General features: G+C 61.3%; 16 protein-coding genes. 6 read left to right on the top strand and 10 right to left on the bottom strand.

All coding sequences use genetic code 11. The annotated features are described in order from the left end of the window. Window positions 1-44: 44 nt before the first annotated feature. Window positions 45-1,613 carry a SulP family inorganic anion transporter gene (locus CAF90_RS11375; RefSeq protein WP_085606354.1) on the top strand — a complete coding sequence of 523 codons (1,569 nt, stop codon included), beginning with the start codon at window positions 45-47 and terminating at the stop codon, window positions 1,611-1,613. A 7-nt stretch (window positions 1,614-1,620) separates the two neighbouring features. On the opposite strand, the gene aroE is transcribed toward CAF90_RS11375, so the two are convergent. Both aroE and hemF read right to left on the bottom strand, forming a co-directional pair. Continuing rightward, entirely contained in the window at window positions 1,621-2,442 is an 822-nt protein-coding gene (aroE, locus tag CAF90_RS11370; protein ID WP_085606352.1) for a shikimate dehydrogenase, read from the bottom strand. A gap of 9 nt (window positions 2,443-2,451) precedes the next feature. After that, a complete protein-coding gene (hemF, locus tag CAF90_RS11365; protein ID WP_085606469.1) occupies window positions 2,452-3,366 on the bottom strand; it encodes an oxygen-dependent coproporphyrinogen oxidase in 915 nt (304 codons plus the stop codon). A 147-nt stretch (window positions 3,367-3,513) separates the two neighbouring features. On the opposite strand from hemF, the gene CAF90_RS11360 reads away from it, so the two are divergent. Continuing rightward, window positions 3,514-4,491 (top strand): NADPH:quinone reductase, encoded by a 978-nt coding sequence (locus CAF90_RS11360; protein ID WP_085606350.1) that lies wholly within the window; start codon window positions 3,514-3,516, stop codon window positions 4,489-4,491. A gap of 23 nt (window positions 4,492-4,514) precedes the next feature. Here the strand turns inward: CAF90_RS11360 and CAF90_RS11355 are convergent, their stop codons facing one another. From CAF90_RS11355 to CAF90_RS11320, 8 genes are all read right to left on the bottom strand, one after another. After that, entirely contained in the window at window positions 4,515-5,813 is a 1,299-nt protein-coding gene (locus CAF90_RS11355; RefSeq protein ID WP_085606348.1) for a phenylacetate--CoA ligase family protein, read from the bottom strand. Further along, window positions 5,803-7,071, bottom strand: a complete 1,269-nt coding sequence (locus CAF90_RS11350; RefSeq protein WP_085606346.1) for an aminotransferase class I/II-fold pyridoxal phosphate-dependent enzyme — start codon at window positions 7,069-7,071, stop codon at window positions 5,803-5,805. Before CAF90_RS11350 ends, CAF90_RS11355 begins: the two co-directional genes overlap by 11 nt. Next, window positions 7,068-8,162 carry a DUF3419 family protein gene (locus tag CAF90_RS11345; protein ID WP_085606344.1) on the bottom strand — a complete coding sequence of 365 codons (1,095 nt, stop codon included), beginning with the start codon at window positions 8,160-8,162 and terminating at the stop codon, window positions 7,068-7,070. The genes CAF90_RS11350 and CAF90_RS11345 overlap by 4 nt, the downstream gene beginning before the upstream one ends. Window positions 8,163-8,204: 42 nt before the next feature. Continuing rightward, window positions 8,205-8,939: an iron-containing redox enzyme family protein gene (locus CAF90_RS11340; protein WP_085606342.1), complete on the bottom strand. Its 735-nt coding sequence runs from the start codon at window positions 8,937-8,939 to the stop codon at window positions 8,205-8,207. Then, complete coding sequence (locus tag CAF90_RS11335; protein ID WP_085606340.1) at window positions 8,917-9,588, bottom strand: hypothetical protein; 672 nt, start codon at window positions 9,586-9,588, stop codon at window positions 8,917-8,919. The genes CAF90_RS11340 and CAF90_RS11335 overlap by 23 nt, the downstream gene beginning before the upstream one ends. Window positions 9,589-9,860: 272 nt before the next feature. Next, entirely contained in the window at window positions 9,861-10,418 is a 558-nt protein-coding gene (locus CAF90_RS11330; protein WP_007954101.1) for an L-threonylcarbamoyladenylate synthase, read from the bottom strand. Window positions 10,419-10,472: 54 nt separating this feature from the next. Further along, entirely contained in the window at window positions 10,473-11,573 is a 1,101-nt protein-coding gene (gene dprA / locus CAF90_RS11325; RefSeq protein ID WP_085606338.1) for a DNA-processing protein DprA, read from the bottom strand. A gap of 79 nt (window positions 11,574-11,652) precedes the next feature. After that, on the bottom strand, window positions 11,653-12,678 hold the full coding sequence (locus CAF90_RS11320) for a LysM peptidoglycan-binding domain-containing protein (RefSeq protein WP_007954103.1): 1,026 nt from the start codon (window positions 12,676-12,678) through the stop codon (window positions 11,653-11,655). A gap of 169 nt (window positions 12,679-12,847) precedes the next feature. Between CAF90_RS11320 and def the strand changes: the two genes are divergently transcribed. From def to trkA, 4 genes are read left to right on the top strand one after another with little or no spacing between them, the layout of a single operon-like run. Beyond that, complete coding sequence (gene def, locus CAF90_RS11315; protein ID WP_007954104.1) at window positions 12,848-13,354, top strand: peptide deformylase; 507 nt, start codon at window positions 12,848-12,850, stop codon at window positions 13,352-13,354. A 56-nt stretch (window positions 13,355-13,410) separates the two neighbouring features. After that, window positions 13,411-14,370 (top strand): methionyl-tRNA formyltransferase, encoded by a 960-nt coding sequence (gene fmt, locus CAF90_RS11310; protein WP_007954106.1) that lies wholly within the window; start codon window positions 13,411-13,413, stop codon window positions 14,368-14,370. After that, window positions 14,367-15,677, top strand: coding sequence for a 16S rRNA (cytosine(967)-C(5))-methyltransferase RsmB (gene rsmB / locus CAF90_RS11305; protein WP_085606336.1), 1,311 nt, complete (start codon window positions 14,367-14,369; stop codon window positions 15,675-15,677). The genes fmt and rsmB overlap by 4 nt, the downstream gene beginning before the upstream one ends. A gap of 22 nt (window positions 15,678-15,699) precedes the next feature. Then, a complete protein-coding gene (trkA, locus tag CAF90_RS11300; protein WP_085606334.1) occupies window positions 15,700-17,076 on the top strand; it encodes a Trk system potassium transporter TrkA in 1,377 nt (458 codons plus the stop codon). Window positions 17,077-17,096 lie beyond the last annotated feature (20 nt).

Below are 17,096 nucleotides of genomic sequence, written 5' to 3'. Positions count from 1 at the left end.
TCCCGGGCTGCGTACAATGCGCAAAATTTCACCCGAGAGGATCCATGGCCCTCCCCAGCCGTCGCTCACTTTTCCCCTTCCTGACCTGGCTGCCCCGGCAGACCCGCGCCAGCGTCGGGCGGGACCTGGTCGTCGGCCTCAGCGGGGCGATTCTCGCGTTGCCCCAGTCGATTGCCTACGCGCTGATCGCCGGTCTCCCACCGGAATACGGGCTCTACGCTGCCATCGTCCCGGTGTTGATCGCCTGCCTGTGGGGCTCGTCGTGGCATCTGATCTGCGGCCCGACCGCGGCGATTTCGATTGTGCTGTTCGCCAGTGTCAGTCCGCTGGCCGTGCCTGCGTCACAGGACTACATCACCCTGATCCTGCTTCTGACCTTCCTCGCCGGGATTTTCCAGTGGCTGCTCGGGCTGTTGCGCTTCGGCGCGCTGGTAAATTTCGTCTCGCATTCCGTGGTGCTGGGTTTCACCCTCGGCGCGGCGGTGGTGATTGCCATCGGTCAATTGCCGAACCTGCTGGGACTGGATCTGCCGGCCAAGGCCACGGCGCTGGCCAGCCTGATGGATCTGCTGCGCCATCTCGGGGCTGTGGATAAACCATCATTGGTCCTTGGTGTGGCAACGGTGGTGGTCGGTGCGTTGCTCAAACAGTGGCTGCCACGCTGGCCAACGCTGTTGATGACCTTGGTGCTCGGCAGTGTGGTGGTGTGGCTGTGGCCGGCGATGTTCGGCCATGTTCAATTGGTCAGCGCATTTGTCGGCCGCTTGCCGCCGTTCAGTGGATTGCCGCTGGATATGGATCTGATCCTGCGCCTGCTGCCCAGCGCCGTGGCGGTGGGTATGCTCGGGCTGGTCACCAGCCTGTCGATTGCCCGTTCGATTTCCGCACGCTCGCAACAGCTGCTCGACGCCAACCAGGAAGTCCGCGCGCAGGGTCTTTCGAACATTGTCGGGGCGTTCTTTTCAGGATCCTTGTCCGCCGGCTCGTTCACCCGTTCCGGGCTGAGCTACGAGGCCGGGGCCTGTTCGCCGCTGGCCGGGGTGTTTTCGGCGTTGTGGGTGGCGTTGTTCGCGATCTTCGGTGCCGGGCTGATCGCGCACATTCCGATCCCGGCCATGGCCGGCAGCATTCTGTTGATCGCCTGGGGACTGGTGGATCATCGCGGCATTCGTGCGCTGTTGCGGGTGAGCCGGGCGGAATTCGTGGTGATGAGCCTGACCTGCATCGCCACGTTGCTGCTGGAGTTGCAGACGGCGATTTACGCAGGCGTGCTGGCCTCGTTGTTTTTCTACCTTAAGCGCACCTCGCAGCCGAGGGTGCAGCATTGGCGCGATGGCGAGGACGATGTGTTGCGGGTCGGCGGGTCGATCTTTTTCGGCGCCAGCCACTACCTGCAAGTGCGCTTGCAACGGATGCATGGCGCGCGGGTGGTGATCGAGGCGCAACAAATCAACTTCATCGACTATTCAGGCGTGGAAATGCTCCATCAGGAAGCCCGGCGCCTGTTGCGCCAGGATCGCAGCCTGACCTTGCGTCAGGCGCGACCGCAGGTGGTGGAGGAGTTGCGCAAACTCGAAGGGCCGGAGAAATGCCCGATCCGCTTCGAGGACTGAGGGCGCCTTACAGCGCCAACTGCCGACGCAATTCCGCCAGAACCGGCGCAGTGTCCGGACGCACGCCGCGCCACAGGAAGAAGGCTTCGGCAGCCTGCTCGGCCAGCATGCCCAAGCCGTCCATCACCACACCCGCGCCGTGCTCGCTGGCCCACCGGCAGAACGCGGTCGGTTCCTTGCCGTACATCATGTCGTAGCACAGGGTCTTGCCCGGCTCGATCAGGCTTGGGGCAATCGGCGGCACGTCGCCGGTGAGGCTGGCGGAGGTGGCGTTGATGATCACGTCCACCGGCTCGCGCAACCAGTCGTAACCGCTGGCCGATACTGGCCCCAGATCACAGAACAGTTCGGCCAGCAGCTCGGCCTTGTCCACTGTGCGGTTGGCGATGATCACCGAAGCCGGCTTCTCCGCCAGCAAAGGCTCCAGCGCACCGCGCACCGCGCCACCGGCGCCGAGCAGCAGAATGCGCTTGCCGGTGAGGCTGAACCCGGCGTTGACCGTCAGATCCCGCACCAGACCGGCGCCGTCGGTGTTATCGCCGAGCAATGTACCGTCGGCGAGTTTGCTCAAAGTGTTCACCGCACCCGCGCGTTCGGCGCGGGCGGTCAGGCTGTTGGCCAGACGATAAGCATCTTCCTTGAACGGCACGGTCACGTTTGCGCCGCGACCTTCCTGGAAAAACGCCGTGGCGCAGCCGGAAAAGTCCTCGAGCGGCGCCAGCAGGGTGCTGTAGTCGAGACTCTGCCTGGTCTGTTCGGCGAACAGTTTGTGAATCATCGGCGACTTGCTGTGGCCGATCGGGTTACCGAAAACGACGTAACGATCCATCAAAAGTCCTCAGGCCTGGGCCAGCCAGTCGCGGTCTTGCAGGAAGTACTCGGTCAGGCGTGCTTCTTCGCTACCCGGCTCAGCTTTCCAGTCGTAGGCCCAGCGCACTTGCGGCGGCAGCGACATCAGGATCGATTCGGTGCGCCCGCCCGACTGCAGGCCGAACAGGGTGCCACGGTCGTAAACCAGGTTGAACTCGACGTAGCGGCCGCGACGGAATTCCTGGAACTCGCGCTGCTTGGCGGTGAACGCATCGTTCTTGCGGCGCTGCACGATCGGCAGGTAAGCGTCTATGTACGCATCGCCGATGGCGCGCATGAAGGCGAAACTGGTGTCGAAGTCCCACTCGTTCAGGTCATCGAAGAACAGGCCGCCAATGCCACGCGGCTCGTGGCGGTGCTTGATATGGAAATAGGTATCGCACCAGGCCTTGTAGCGCGGGTAGACGTCCGGGCCGAACGGCGCGCAGGCCTGTTCGGCTACGCGGTGCCAGTGGATGCAGTCTTCTTCGTTGCCGTAGTACGGAGTCAGGTCGAAGCCACCGCCGAACCACCAGACCGGCTCTTCACCTTCCTTCTCGGCGATGAAAAAACGCACGTTGGCGTGGGACGTCGGCACATGCGGGTTGTGCGGGTGGATCACCAACGACACGCCAAGGGCTTCGAAACCACGCCCGGCCAGCTCCGGCCGATGGGCACTGGCGGACGGTGGCAGGCCACTGCCGAAGACGTGGGAAAAGTTGACGCCGCCCTTTTCGATCACCGTGCCGTTCTCGATTACCCGGGTCCGACCACCACCGCCGGCCGGACGGGTCCAGGCGTCTTCGATGAAGCGCGTGCCGCCGTCTTCAGTTTCCAGCGCGGCGCAGATGCGGTCTTGCAGGTCGAGCAGATAGGCCTTTACGGCGTCGGTGCGGGTCGTCATGGCTTCACCTTGGATCGGGCGGAACTGCGCGGCGCCCCGCGCAAATGGGCGCGTAGCATACCATCGCAAACCGGCACGCCGCAGTTGACGAAGATCAAGCATGAGCGTTCGATAGGGACCTTCCCAAATGACCCAAGGAGTAGGCAGATGGCCAAGCGAATCCAGTTCCGCGCCCACGGCGGCCCCGAAGTGCTCGAGTACGTTGACTATCAACCCGCCGAACCCGGTCCGCAGCAGGTTCGCGTGAGCAACAAGGCCATCGGCCTGAACTTCATCGACACCTACTATCGCAGCGGTCTGTACGCGCCACCGGCGTTGCCGTCGGGCGTGGGGGCGGAAGGCGCCGGTATCGTCGAGGCCGTGGGCAGCGAGGTCAGCCGGTTCAAGGTCGGTGATCGTGTGGCGTACGGCAGCGGCCCGTTGGGCGCGTACAGCGACGTTCACGTCTTGCCAGAAGCGAATCTGGTGCACCTGCCGGACGCCATCAGCTTCGAAACCGCCGCCGGCGTGATGCTCAAGGGCCTGACCGTGCAGTACCTGCTGCGCCAGACCTACGAACTGAAGGGTGGCGAAACCATTCTGTTCCACGCAGCGGCCGGGGGCGTCGGTTTGCTCGCCTGCCAATGGGCCAGAGCCCTGGGCGTGAAGCTGATCGGCACCGTCAGCTCGAAAGCCAAAGCCGATCTGGCCAAGGCCCATGGCGCCTGGGAAACCATCGACTACAGCCACGAAAACGTCGCCCAACGGGTGCTGGAATTGACCGACGGGAAAAAAGTCCCGGTGGTCTACGACGGCGTCGGCAAGGACACCTGGCCGGCTTCGCTGGACAGCGTGGCGCCCCGTGGCCTGCTGGTGAGCTTCGGCAATGCGTCGGGCGCGGTGGACGGCGTGAATCTGGGGATTCTGGCGGCGAAAGGTTCGCTCTACGTCACCCGGCCGACCCTGGCGACCTACGCCAACAACGCCGAAAACCTGCAGCGCATGGCCGACGAACTGTTCGGGATGATCACCAGCGGCAAGCTGAAAGTGGATATCAGCCAGCGTTATCCACTGGCTGACGCGGCCAAAGCGCAGACCGAGCTGTCGGCGCGGCGAACCACGGGCTCCACTGTCCTGCTGCCCTGACCACCGATGACCTCGTCCCATCTTCATGACGGTGCCGGGGTCTGTTCAAACGTCACAAAAAACGGCGTCTTGCCGGCCAGGGTGGTTTCGAACTCCTGACGAGCAAGACGCTTCACCTCCAGCCCCAGCACACCGGGCAGCCTGAGCAATGCGCTGGCCTGCCCTTCGACCTGCAACGCATCTTCAATGACGCTTTGTGTGTCGGCTGTCAGTGTGTCCTCGGCGAGGACCAGACGCATGCTTGCTCCCTCGGGCCGTCGATCAATCTGCACCTGGACATCGGTGGCCTGCAGCTGCGGCAAAATCTGCCGGAGTACATGCAATACCTGTGACTGAGTGATGAGCGCGCCACCCAGCTTGATCGATGACTCGACCCGCCCCTCAAGCGCCAGCACCGGCATGGGACTGCCACAGGCACACTTCGTCACTGTGCGCAGGATTCGCCCACGATCCCCGATCCGGTAGCGCAACAGCGGCACGTGATCGGGCAGCAGTGGCGTCAGCAGAAACTCACCGGTTTGCTCTTCAGCCACAGCTTGGAGGGTCAGCGGATCAACAACTTCGAGCAGCATGGCGTCGGCATGCAGGTGATAAAAACCGTGCTCCAGATGGGAGCACTGAAAACCGATGGGGCCGGTCTCCGTCGAGCTGTAGCCCAACGAGCGGATCTTCAGCGCCGGCCAGTCCCGGGCCAATTGGTCGCGCAGCGTTTTACTGCAAGGTTCTCCAATGTAGTAGAGCCACTTCAGGCTGCACAATTGCACAGCGCCAGCTGTTTCATGATTGAACAAAGCAGCGGCGAAGGAGGGAGTGCATATCAACGCATCGGCTTTGTGTGCATGTATCAGCTCGGCGACGCGCTGCACGCCCATCTGTGAACCGGCAGGCAACAAGCGTGCGCCAATGTGCTGGACGATGGCTGACGCGTATTGAAAGGCACCCTGCATTTCCCCGGCCGTCAGGCAGTTGATGACCGATTCAGGTCGTTCGTCCGTCCCCCCGAACATCCGTGCTCCCAAGGGCACGATTGCAGCGTTGAACGCCCAGGAATGGGTGATCTGTTTGCGATTGCCGGTGCTGCCTCCCGAGGTCAGGGTCAGCCCGCCACCCAGTGCTCGGTGTGAAGCTTCACCGAGCGCGGAAAACAGCCCGTCGCCGGACTCGTCTTCCACCGCCAGTACCGGCAATCGATGCAGATCGGCCAATCCCTGTACTTCAAGGATTCGCGGATACAGCGCATGGAACCACGGCAGTGAACGCGCGTGAGCCAATTTACGCGCGAAGGCCTCGGCCGATACATCCGTGACGAGTTCATTGCTCATGGCCGCGCCCTCCCTGACGAATGCCCAGCTCATCGAATCCGCTACGGACGGCGTTCGCCAGAGACTCCAACTGGTGCTGACTGTGGCTCGCGCTGATGGCCAGACGCAAAATCGCCTCGCCCTTGGCCACCACCGGAAACAGCGCAGTAGTGACCGCCATACCCTGCCGGCGCAAATGCTGCGCCAGGCTGATCGCATCTCTCTCGGCCCCGACGCGGACGAAACGAATGGGGGATGCGACGTGATGATTGCCCAGCACTGGCCCCAGCAAACGGTCGATCGTGGCGATATTTCTCCACAGCGCCACCTGCAATTGACCCAGCTCCGGCGACAAATGAATTTTCCCCGAAGCAACTGCTGCGCCCACCCCGCCAACGGACAATGGCCCGCCAAACGTATAGGTCGATGCATGGCGCCTAATCATCTCGGCATCCGCTTCGGTGCGCACAGTAATCGCCCCACCGGTTGCGCCGAAGGCCTTGGACAACGACGACAGCAGGATCAGCCGGCCACGCTGTCGTTCATCCGCCGCGTCCAGCGCGTAACCACCTCCGGCCACGCCATGGATCGACGTACCGTGGGCGTCATCCGCATAGAGATAACCGTCGAAACGCTCCGCCAGTTGCAGCAGGCGATTGATCGGGTAAACACCGCGCATCGAGCCAATGCTGTCGGTCAGGATGATGGGCGTATTACCCGCCGCGACCGCCGTTGAGCACGCTTCCTCCACCTGCTCTACATCGCTGCAATCGCGGCGTTGTATCGGGCCGAATTGCCAGAGAATGCCTTGCAACACTTGCATAGAAGCATGAGCGGCACGGTCGACAATCCAGCACGGGCCACGACGCATGGGATACGAGGGCATCTCGCCGGAGCCGAGCAGCGGCAGACAGCCAAGGTGCGCACTGCCCACCGAGTTGAAGGTGACCGAATGCCCCTGAAATATCCGGTTCAGCAGTTCATCCAGCTCACGCATGGGTGGCAACAGCGCTCGAGTTCGTGCGGCGGCGAACTGCACGCCGAAAGACTCCACGGCGCTCACCGCTCCTTGGATCAAGCGAGGATCACACTCAAGCCCCAGATAAGAACACGAGAGAAACTCGGTCAGCCGTTCACCGCTTTCGAGCTTGATCTCTTTGCCTTCACGTTTAGCCAGCTTCAGGCCATTCAGCCCCGCATCGAATAGCTGTTGCTGATCGTCACGCGCTTGCCGGACACGGTTTTTGACCCAATTGACGGTCGGTTGAAAAGTGTTCATCGGGATACCTGCAAAGAGGGTGTGCGGCGATAGACCTGGACATGCCAGAGCTGGGTTTTTTCTCGCGCAATGTCTGCCTGGTACTGTTGGGTGATGTCGCAGAAACCTGCGCAATCGGGCCGCACCACATGCAAATGCCCCCGCATGACCACTTGTGCGTTTTCCGACAGAGCTGGAGCCAGGCGCTGCAGGACATTTTTTCCGGCCGCTTCGGGCATAAAGGAAGGCACGTCCGACAGCGATACGAAATCGATGGCTGTTTCCCCGGCAACACAGTCGAGGATGTCGGCCTGCACCACACGTAACTCGCACTGCTGAAGTCCCTCACGAGCCCGCTGGAAAATTGCCGGATCGCACTCCAGCGGAAAGCCTTGTGGATAACGCAGCTCACCGAAAAACAGCATTTGCAGGAAAAAGCTCTCGCGGACCACCTGAGCGGTGAACATCGTATGGAAAATTTCCAGATACGCCGCGCGGGAGCTGATCCCCAGGTTGTTGGGTGGAAACGCGCCCTTGTACAGCAGCGAATTGAGGACTGCTGCGTTTCCCAGCAAAGCGATCACGGCTTTCCAGCGCTTGAGCGGAAAGCGGTTTCGGTAATACTCCGTTTGTTCCTCAAGCCGGCTGAACTGAAAAATGCCCCGGCCAGCCTTGCCGGTAAACAGTCCGGTGATCTTGGCCAACCGCTTCAAGGTCTGCTCGAATGCGCCCATGTAAATCGGTGCTTCCCAACGTCGGGACTGGAAGAACGCGGAAAGCCAGCGACGATCCGTCGGTGGTAAAACCAGTTGCTGGAAAATGGAGCGGCGTCGCGCCCGCATACTTTCCATTCGATAGCCCATGAACGCCATGAACGACTCGTGATCAGTCTGTTCCAGCAGGGCAAAACGCAATCGGGTAAACGTCAGTTGCGGCGCGCTGATATCGGTACAGGTCATGCGTGCCGGGGCGGCGGCCAATAACGGCAACAGCCGGCCGCCGCATCCGGCGATACCCAGCACGTGCCTGGCATGTCTGGGCAGGATCGCGTACTCAAGCGCGGTGTCCTCATCCCCGAGCGTGTAGTTGAGCCGGTCGAAATAATCAGCCATGTCTGCCTCCAACCATCTGATCTGAACATGGGCGGACGGCCTTCATTGGTTGTCCAGCGCATGGAGGAAGTCGTATCGGGGTGCCAACCCGTTTTGCCAGGCCTCGAACTGCTCGTAAACCGCCTCGAGCATGTTGCCGGTCAGGCGCAGGCTGGTTTCCATGACAGTGCTAATCGCATCCCAGTCCTCCTGACGCTTGCAGGTGCGCTGCAGCATCAGTTTGATTTCGTTGAAGTGCTCGATATCAATGTCGGAATGTGCAATGAAGAAGGTCAGTTGAGCGGGTTTGAGCGCCAGTGTTTCACTCAGGCTATCAATGAGAGGAGTAATGAACTGATAGGCATTTTCTGCCCAATAACTATAACCAAGCCGTTGTAACGGGTTACCGGTAAAGGAAATCCAATATAAATAAGCGATCAGCACATCAGTGGCCGGTAGTGCAGGCGGAATATCAAACACTTCATTCTTCAAACCAAGGCTCATGACATCATGCAGTGCCATTTTTTCATGACCGACTTCCTGTGCCGCATGTTCAAAGCAGAACTTGGCATACACCGGATTATCCGCATGTCTAACACCCACCAGTCCTTGATTTCGCGCATTGTGCGCCGTGTAGTGAAAAGTCTGGATCATATAGATCGCATATAAGGCTCTTGAAACGCTACCTTCGCGGATGGCATTCACCAACCGCGAACTTTCCAGAATATCGGCCCATGACTTTTCGATTCGCTCATCGAGCAGGCTTAATTGTTGTTCAAAACTGAGAGGCGTATTCATCAACGGAGTTCTCCAATGGGTTGGCGAGCAGGTGGGCGGACTGTTGAAGTGCTGTGAGGATTTGCTGCCATTGAGCCGAGAGCAGCCAGTAATCGCCGCGTTGGCGCTGTTCGATGCGAAGGGCGTCGGTGGTGATGGGCGTCAGGCCGAAGCGCTGGAACAGTCGCCGCTGCGGTGATCGGCAGAGCGCGGTAACGCCCTCATAACCCCGCGTGACCGCCCATTCCGTGGCAGCGGCCAGCAGGCCGTTGATCGACATGGGGAACTGAGTTTGCGAGTGACTGATCAAGCGACTGAACTCGACATGGCGCGACAGCGTCGTGGCGGGAGACAGTTGCTGCTGCGCCAGTGAGGCCCATTCGAACGGCGCAGGGGTCACTCTCAATACGGCCGTGGGCCTGTCGTGCTGATACAACAGAAAGTGGGTACTGCGCGAAATAATCGCCAGGCGTGTTTCAAGTGACCTGGCTCTGGGTGTCAACATGTAGTGTTGCAATCGCAGCCGAAAATGGCGGGAAACAAACCGTTCAAACTCTCGTGTATCTGATCCTGCTTCAAGAATAACGATGCGATAGTTTTCATGACGCCTTTTAAAGGTCGTCTGAATTTCCTGCAGATAATCCGTTAATTGCGAATCCCTGATATCCATTTCTTCTCCGCAGCCGTTAACTTTTCGAAGTTTTCTGAGCGCATTGAAATAATGAATGGTTTTAGAAAAATCGCCACTGTGTGGCTTCTGAGAATAACGTCGGAAAAAATTACAACAATTGAATACTTAAAGATTCATCTGACGTAGAAAGGAAAAATTCAAACAAAACGCGGGGCTATAACTTCAGCTAAATGAAGGAAAAATCGCAGGCACGCGTAGTACCCCTCGCCGTGAAAGCCGAGGAGTACTCACGAAATTAACCAAGGGTGGTATCAGGCCGGGCGCACGATATTGCCGGTGGCCAGATCCCGAATCAGGCTCGGGTTCTTGCGACCGCCAAGCGCTCCGCCGAGCACCAGATCGACCTGACCTCGGAAATATTGCTCGACCCGCAAGCGACTCTTCGCCGCCGGCCGCCCCTGCGGATTGGCCGACGTCGAAATCAACGGCCCTACCAGCGAGCACAGATCCCGCACCTGCGGATGATCGCTGACCCGCAGTGCCACGGTGTCATGCACCCCGGTCACCCACTCCGGCAGCAGGTTCTGGTGCGGCACCAGCCAGGTGTTCGGGCCCGGCCAGGTGCTGGCCATGCGGTCGATCCAGTCCTGGGGGAAATCCTCGAACAGAAAATCGAACTGACGAATGTTGTCGGCGACCAGGATCAAGCCCTTGTCCACCGAACGGTTCTTGATCGCCAGCAGGCGATCCACCGCTTCTTCATTCCAAGGATCGCACCCCAGCCCCCAGACGGCTTCGGTTGGATAGGCAATCACCGCCCCGGCGCGAATCTCTCGTGCGGCTTGTTGCACACGCCAACTGTTGACCATGAAAAACTCTCCGCAAACAGGTTTCGCGCAGTTTACCGATCTTCAATGTAAAACCTAGCTCACGCGCGCAAACCAGCGGCCGTTTTCGCACACCGCGCGGCCATCCATCTCCAGTTCGGTCAGCGCCGCCAGCACTTTGGGCAGCGCCCAGCCACTGCTGTCGGCCAGGCCCTCGCTGGTGTGCGGCGCCGCGTGCAGCAAGGTCAACAACGGGTTCTCCGGATTCGCTGCGTCGGTGGATACCGGCAGATGCTGCCAGCCGCGCAGGGCTTCGAGAATGTGCTCGATGGTTTCCACCAGCACGGCGCCGTCACGGATCAGTTGATGACAGCCCCGGGCGCCGGGGTGATGAATCGAACCCGGAATGGCGTAAACCTCGCGACCCTGTTCTGCCGCCAGCCGCGCAGTGATCAACGAACCGCTGGCAACGCTGGCCTCGACCACCAGCACGCCGAGGGACAAACCGCTGATGATCCGGTTGCGTCTCGGGAAGTTGCTCGCCGTCGGCCCGGTGTCCAGAGGGAATTCCGAAAGCACCGCACTGCCGGACGCAATCATCGCGTCCGCCAGCCGTCGGTTGCGCTGTGGATAAAAGTTTTCCAGACCGGTACCGAGCACGCCGACCGTTTGCCCGCCGATGTCGACAGCGGCTTGATGCGCCGCGGCATCGATGCCCAGCGCCAGACCGCTGGTGATGACGAATCCGGCCCCCGCGAGACTGCGGGAAAACGCAGCGGCAGTGTCCATGCCCGGGCGGGAGGCGCGGCGACTGCCGACCATCGCCAGTTGCGGTTTTTCCAGAATTCGTGGGTCGCCAGCGACAAACAGCAGGGGCGGTGGGTCGGGAATCTGCGCCAACAAAGCCGGATAATCCGGGTGATCCCACATCAGCAAATGTTGATCCGGACGCTCTAGCCAGCGCAATGCGTGGCTGGCGCCGTCGCGAACTTCAGGGCAGCGTCGGGCCTCGGCGCTGGCCGCCGGCAAACCCAGCGAGCGCCAGGCACTGGCGGGAGCGCTGATAGCCTTTGAGGCAGAGCCGAAGGCTTCGAGCAGTTTGGTGAAACGCTTGGGACCGATTTCCGGCAAGCGGTGCAGGCGCAGGCGCGCTTCCAGTTCCGCAGGCGAAACCGATGGAGAGACAGGCATCATCATGGATCATCCTTGATCGTTATAAGGCCCGAACCTTTCGGAACAAGCTGTGGATAACTCTGTTGGTAACTTGTGAAGCCAGCTAAGGATTTCGCACCTTGTCCAGCACCGCGAGCGAGCGCGATGCGTTCAGCACGAGGCCGTAACTGAGTTTGTCGTAGGTGCGGAACACCATCAGCAATCCGGCACGTTCATCCGGGATTTTCAGCGGCTGACCGGTGATCCGGTCACGCACGGTTTCGCCGGTTTTCATCACCACCAGCACGTTGCCCTCGGCCAGGCCGTCGCGTTTGCCCTTGTTCAGGGTTACCACGTCCATCGCGCCGATCTGTGTGACGCCGCGCGGCACATCGATGATCAGGCCGTTGATGTCGGTGGTGGGAGCGCTGGGCATGAAGGTCGAGTTGATCGAACGCTCTTCGCCGCTGAACAAGCGGTCGCCGAGGCGCACTTCCTGGGTCGTGCGTTGCAGGGCGAGGGTGGCGACGTCACCTTCAGTGGCGACAATCTCACCGCCGCCGATGTCGTCGGCGTTAATCCCCAGAAACTCCTTGCTCTGCGGATCGGTGTAGACCTTGCCCTGGCGGAAGATGCCGTAGACCGGCTGGTTCGGGTCGAAATGGCCACGGGCGAAGATCCGGTCGCCGGTGCCGCTGAGCACGCGCTCGGCGTCGCCGGCAACGATGTACGGCGCCTTGTCGAAGTCCTCGACCTTGTCGACGATGCGGTTGCTCAGCAGAAAGCTGTTGATCGATTTGAGCGGAATGCTCGGAATCGCCTCGGCCACCGGACTGGTGCGGATGCGCGGCGACAGCTTGATGGTGCCGCGCGACTCGCCGCGATTGACGGTCAGGCGCGGCTGGCCGTTGACGTAACTGAGCGTCAGCGTGTCGCCGGGGTAGATCAGGTTGGGGTTTTCGATCTGCGGATTGGCCCGCCACAGCTGCGGCCATTGCCAGGGTTCGCGCAAATATTTACCGGAGATGTCCCAGAGCGTATCCCCCGAAACCACCGTGTATTGCTGTGGAAAACCTTCCTTGAGTTGCACTTGCCCGTGCGCGGCGCCGGCCGAGGCCAGAAACAGCAGGGCGAGTAGTGATTTCCTCATGCGGTGAATCCCTTTATTATGTGCGTTCGCGTGAAACGCCAGAGCCCCCGTGGCTCGCTCCCTGCTCTATGCTGAAAAGCAAGGAGCCACGTTTCACAACGGTAGCCTGCATCTTCGGACCCGCCAGGCCATCGCCCGACTTTACCTCACACGTGCAGCAATCAAGCTTATGGCCATTTTGAACATCCTCGAATTTCCGGACCCGCGTCTGCGCACTATCGCCAAACCTGTGGCTGTAGTGGACGACGAAGTGCGTCAGCTGGTCGATGACATGTTTGAAACAATGTATGAAGCGCCGGGCATCGGCCTTGCCGCGACCCAGGTCAACGTGCACAAACGTATCGTCGTGATGGACCTTTCCGAAGACCGCACCGAACCGCGGGTGTTCATCAACCCCGAGTTCGAATCGCTGACCGACGAAATGGAGCAATACCAGGAAGGCTGCCTCTCGGTGCCGGGTTTCTACGAAAACGTCGACCGCCCGCAGAAGGTCAAGATCAAGGCTCTGGACCGTGACGGCAAGCCTTACGAACTGATCGCCGAAGGCCTGCTCGCGGTGTGCATCCAGCACGAATGCGACCACCTCAACGGCAAGTTGTTCGTCGATTACCTGTCCACGCTCAAACGCGACCGGATCAAGAAGAAACTGGAAAAGCAGCACCGCCAGAACGCTTGATGCCCCTCTCCAAAGGCTTGCTGCGGCAAGCCTTTTTCTTTTTATGAGACTCCCCCATGACTGAGCCACTGCGCATCGTTTTTGCCGGCACCCCGGAATTCGCCGCCGAACACCTCAAGGCCCTGCTGGACAGCCCTTACGAGATCGTTGCGGTCTACACCCAACCGGATCGCCCGGCCGGTCGTGGGCAAAAACTGATGCCGAGCCCGGTCAAACAGTTAGCGTTGGAAAACAATATTCAGGTGTTGCAGCCGCCGACTCTGCGCAACGCTGACGCTCAGGCTGAGCTCGCTGCGCTGAAACCGGATTTGATGGTGGTGGTGGCCTACGGCCTGATCCTGCCGCAAGCGGTGCTGGATATTCCGCGCCTGGGTTGCATCAACAGCCACGCCTCGCTGCTGCCACGCTGGCGCGGTGCGGCGCCGATCCAGCGCGCCGTGGAAGCGGGCGACGCCGAAAGCGGCGTGACCGTGATGCGCATGGAGGCCGGCCTTGATACCGGGCCGATGCTGCTCAAGGTCGTGACCCCGATCAGCGCCGAAGACACCGGCGGCAGCCTCCATGATCGCCTAGCCGAAATGGGCCCGCCCGCCGTGGTGCAGGCGATTGCCGGTCTGGCCGCCGGCACCCTGGAAGGCGAAGTGCAGAATGATGAACTCGCCACCTACGCGCACAAACTGAACAAGGACGAAGCGCGCATCGACTGGAGCCGCCCGGCCGTTGAGCTGGAACGTCTGGTCCGTGCCTTCAATCCATGGCCGATCACCCACAGCACGCTCAACGGAGAAGCGCTGAAAGTGCTGGCGGCGACACTCGCCGAGGGTAAAGGCGCACCGGGCACGATTCTCGGCGCCAGCAAGGACGGTCTGCTTGTCGCCTGTGGCGAACAGGCGCTGTGCCTGACCCGCCTGCAATTGCCCGGCGGCAAGGCGCTGAACTTCAGCGATCTGTTCAACAGCCGTCGTGAGAAATTCGCCACAGGCATCGTGCTGGGCGCAGCGGTGGACGCGCAATGAACCCGCGTCTGGCCGCCGCCAAGGCACTCGCCGCTGTCCTGAGCGGCAAGGCTTCGCTCAACAGCTCCCTGCCGACGCAACTGGACAAGGTCGAAGATCGCGATCGCGGTTTCACCCAGGACCTGGCGTTCGGCACCGCCCGTTGGCAGCCACGCTTGTCGGCGCTGGCGGAAAAACTGCTGCAGAAGCCGTTCAAGGCTGCCGACGCCGATGTCGAGGCATTGCTGCTGGTCGGCCTCTATCAACTGCTCTACACCCGCGTCCCGCCGCACGCCGCCATTGGCGAAACCGTCGGTTGCGCCGACAAGCTGAAAAAGCCGTGGGCCAAGGGCTTGCTCAACGCCGTACTGCGCAATGCCCAGCGCGAACATGAGGCGATCTTCGCCGAACTGGAACGCGATCCGGTGGTGCGCACCGCCCACCCGCGCTGGCTGCAAAAATCCCTGAAGGCCTTCTGGCCTGAGCAATGGGAAGCCATCTGCGAAGCCAACAACGCGCATCCGCCGATGATTCTGCGGGTCAACCGCCGTCATCACAGCCGTGACGCGTACCTGGGTCTGCTGACTGAAGCCGGGATCGCCGCGCAGCCGTGCACTTTCAGCCGCGACGGCATCGTGCTGGATGCTGCTGCCGATGTGCGCAGCCTGCCGGGTTTCGCCGAAGGCTGGATCAGCGTGCAGGACGAAGCCGCGCAACTGGCCGCCGACCTGCTCGACCTCGCGCCGGGCCAGCGAGTGCTGGACGCCTGCTGCGCGCCTGGCGGCAAGACGTGCCACATCCTCGAAGCCGAACCGGCACTGGCCGGCGTGGTGGCGGTGGATCTGGAAGCCAAGCGTCTGGTGCGGGTGAAAGAAAACCTCGAACGCCTCGGTCTGAATGCTGAACTGATCGCCGCCGACGGTCGCGACACGGCAGCCTGGTGGGACGGCAAGCCGTTCCAGCGCATCCTGCTTGACGCGCCGTGCTCGGCCACCGGGGTGATCCGCCGTCACCCGGACATCAAGCTGACCCGTCAGGCCGACGACATCGCCGCCCTCGCGCAACTGCAAGGCGAACTGCTCGACGCGATGTGGAAAACCCTCGAAGTGGGCGGCATCCTGCTGTACGCCACCTGCTCGACCTTGCCGACCGAGAACACCGAAGTGATCGCCGCGTTCCTTGAGCGTACGCCGGGCGCACGGGAGCTGGATCTGGCCACCGCCGCCGGGATCAAGCAGCCCCATGGTCGCCAATTGCTGGCCCGGCAGGGCGGGCATGACGGGTTCTACTACGCCAAGCTGATCAAGATCGCTGCCGCGCGCGGCTAAACGGATTCAATGGAGTGACTGGATGAAAATCATCATCCTCGGTGCGGGACAGGTCGGCGGTTCGCTGGCTGAACATCTGGCCAGCGAGGCCAACGACATCACGGTGGTCGACACTGACGGCGACCGTCTGCGCGATCTTGGCGATCGCCTCGACATCCGCACCGTGCAGGGCCGTGGCTCGTTGCCGAACATTCTGCGTCAGGCCGGTGCCGACGACGCCGACATGCTGGTCGCGGTGACCAACAGCGACGAAACCAACATGGTCGCCTGCCAGGTCGCCCACACCCTGTTCCACACCCCGACCAAGATTGCCCGGGTGCGCGAAGCGTCGTACCTGACCCGCGAGGAGCAACTGTTCCAGAACGAGGCGATTCCGGTAGACGTGCTGATCAGTCCCGAGCAGGTCGTCACCAACTACATCAAGCGTCTGATCCAGCATCCCGGCGCCTTGCAGGTGATCGACTTCGCCGAAGGCCAGGCGCAACTCGTCGCGGTGCGCGCTTATTACGGCGGACCGCTGGTGGGGCAGCAACTGCGCCAGCTGCGCGAACACATGCCGAACGTGGAAACGCGAGTGGCCGCGATTTTCCGTCGTGACCGACCGATTCTTCCCCAGGGCGATACGGTGATCGAGGCGGACGACGAAGTCTTCTTCATCGCCGCCCGTGCGAACATTCGAGCCGTGATGAGCGAAATGCGCCGGCTCGATGAAAGCTACAAGCGCATCGTCATCGCCGGCGGCGGGCAGATCGGCGAGCGGCTGGCCGAGGCCATCGAAAGCCGTTATCAGGTGAAGATCATCGAGATGAACCCGGCGCGCTGCCGCTACCTCTCCGACACCCTCGACAGCACCGTGGTGCTGCAGGGCAGCGCGTCGGATCGCGACTTGCTGCTGGAAGAGAACATCGCCGACGCAGACATCTTCCTTGCCCTGACCAACGATGACGAAGCCAACATCATGTCGTCGCTGCTGGCCAAGCGTCTGGGCGCGAAGAAGGTGATGACGATCATCAACAACCCGGCCTACGTCGACCTGATCCAGGGCGGCGACATCGACATCGCCATCAGCCCGCAACTGGCGACCATCGGCACCTTGCTGGCCCACGTGCGGCGCGGCGATATCGTCAGCGTGCACTCATTGCGTCGGGGCGCGGCGGAGGCCATCGAAGCAGTTGCTCATGGCGACTCGAAGTCGAGCAAGGTCATCGGCAAGGCCATCGAAAACATCGCGCTGCCGCCGGGGACCACCATCGGCGCGATCATCCGCGATGAAGAAGTGATCATTGCCCACGACGACACGGTGATTGCAGCGGGCGACCATGTGATTCTGTTCCTTGTGGATAAAAAGCATATTCGCGATGTGGAGAAGCTGTTCCACGTGGGCCTGAGTTTCTTCTGACCGACCAAGAGGCGAGACCG

It is taken from the genome of Pseudomonas sp. B37(2017) (assembly GCF_002112885.1).
Lineage (GTDB): Bacteria > Pseudomonadota > Gammaproteobacteria > Pseudomonadales > Pseudomonadaceae > Aquipseudomonas > Aquipseudomonas paraglycinae.
Note: the sequence above shows the minus strand (reverse complement) of the source record. Positions and strands in the feature narration are given on the sequence as shown.

Coding starts and splice junctions, on each gene's coding strand:
- rsmB (WP_085606336.1), top strand. CDS start 14,367: ATGAACCCGCGTCTGGCCGCCGCCAAGGCACTCGCCGCTGTCCTGAGC.
- CAF90_RS11350 (WP_085606346.1), bottom strand. CDS start 7,071: ATGAACACTTTTCAACCGACCGTCAATTGGGTCAAAAACCGTGTCCGG.
- CAF90_RS11375 (WP_085606354.1), top strand. CDS start 45: ATGGCCCTCCCCAGCCGTCGCTCACTTTTCCCCTTCCTGACCTGGCTG.
- dprA (WP_085606338.1), bottom strand. CDS start 11,573: ATGATGATGCCTGTCTCTCCATCGGTTTCGCCTGCGGAACTGGAAGCG.
- CAF90_RS11330 (WP_007954101.1), bottom strand. CDS start 10,418: ATGGTCAACAGTTGGCGTGTGCAACAAGCCGCACGAGAGATTCGCGCC.
- CAF90_RS11345 (WP_085606344.1), bottom strand. CDS start 8,162: ATGGCTGATTATTTCGACCGGCTCAACTACACGCTCGGGGATGAGGAC.
- CAF90_RS11320 (WP_007954103.1), bottom strand. CDS start 12,678: ATGAGGAAATCACTACTCGCCCTGCTGTTTCTGGCCTCGGCCGGCGCC.
- CAF90_RS11340 (WP_085606342.1), bottom strand. CDS start 8,939: ATGAATACGCCTCTCAGTTTTGAACAACAATTAAGCCTGCTCGATGAG.
- trkA (WP_085606334.1), top strand. CDS start 15,700: ATGAAAATCATCATCCTCGGTGCGGGACAGGTCGGCGGTTCGCTGGCT.
- CAF90_RS11355 (WP_085606348.1), bottom strand. CDS start 5,813: ATGAGCAATGAACTCGTCACGGATGTATCGGCCGAGGCCTTCGCGCGT.
- hemF (WP_085606469.1), bottom strand. CDS start 3,366: ATGACGACCCGCACCGACGCCGTAAAGGCCTATCTGCTCGACCTGCAA.
- aroE (WP_085606352.1), bottom strand. CDS start 2,442: ATGGATCGTTACGTCGTTTTCGGTAACCCGATCGGCCACAGCAAGTCG.
- CAF90_RS11335 (WP_085606340.1), bottom strand. CDS start 9,588: ATGGATATCAGGGATTCGCAATTAACGGATTATCTGCAGGAAATTCAG.
- CAF90_RS11360 (WP_085606350.1), top strand. CDS start 3,514: ATGGCCAAGCGAATCCAGTTCCGCGCCCACGGCGGCCCCGAAGTGCTC.
- fmt (WP_007954106.1), top strand. CDS start 13,411: ATGACTGAGCCACTGCGCATCGTTTTTGCCGGCACCCCGGAATTCGCC.
- def (WP_007954104.1), top strand. CDS start 12,848: ATGGCCATTTTGAACATCCTCGAATTTCCGGACCCGCGTCTGCGCACT.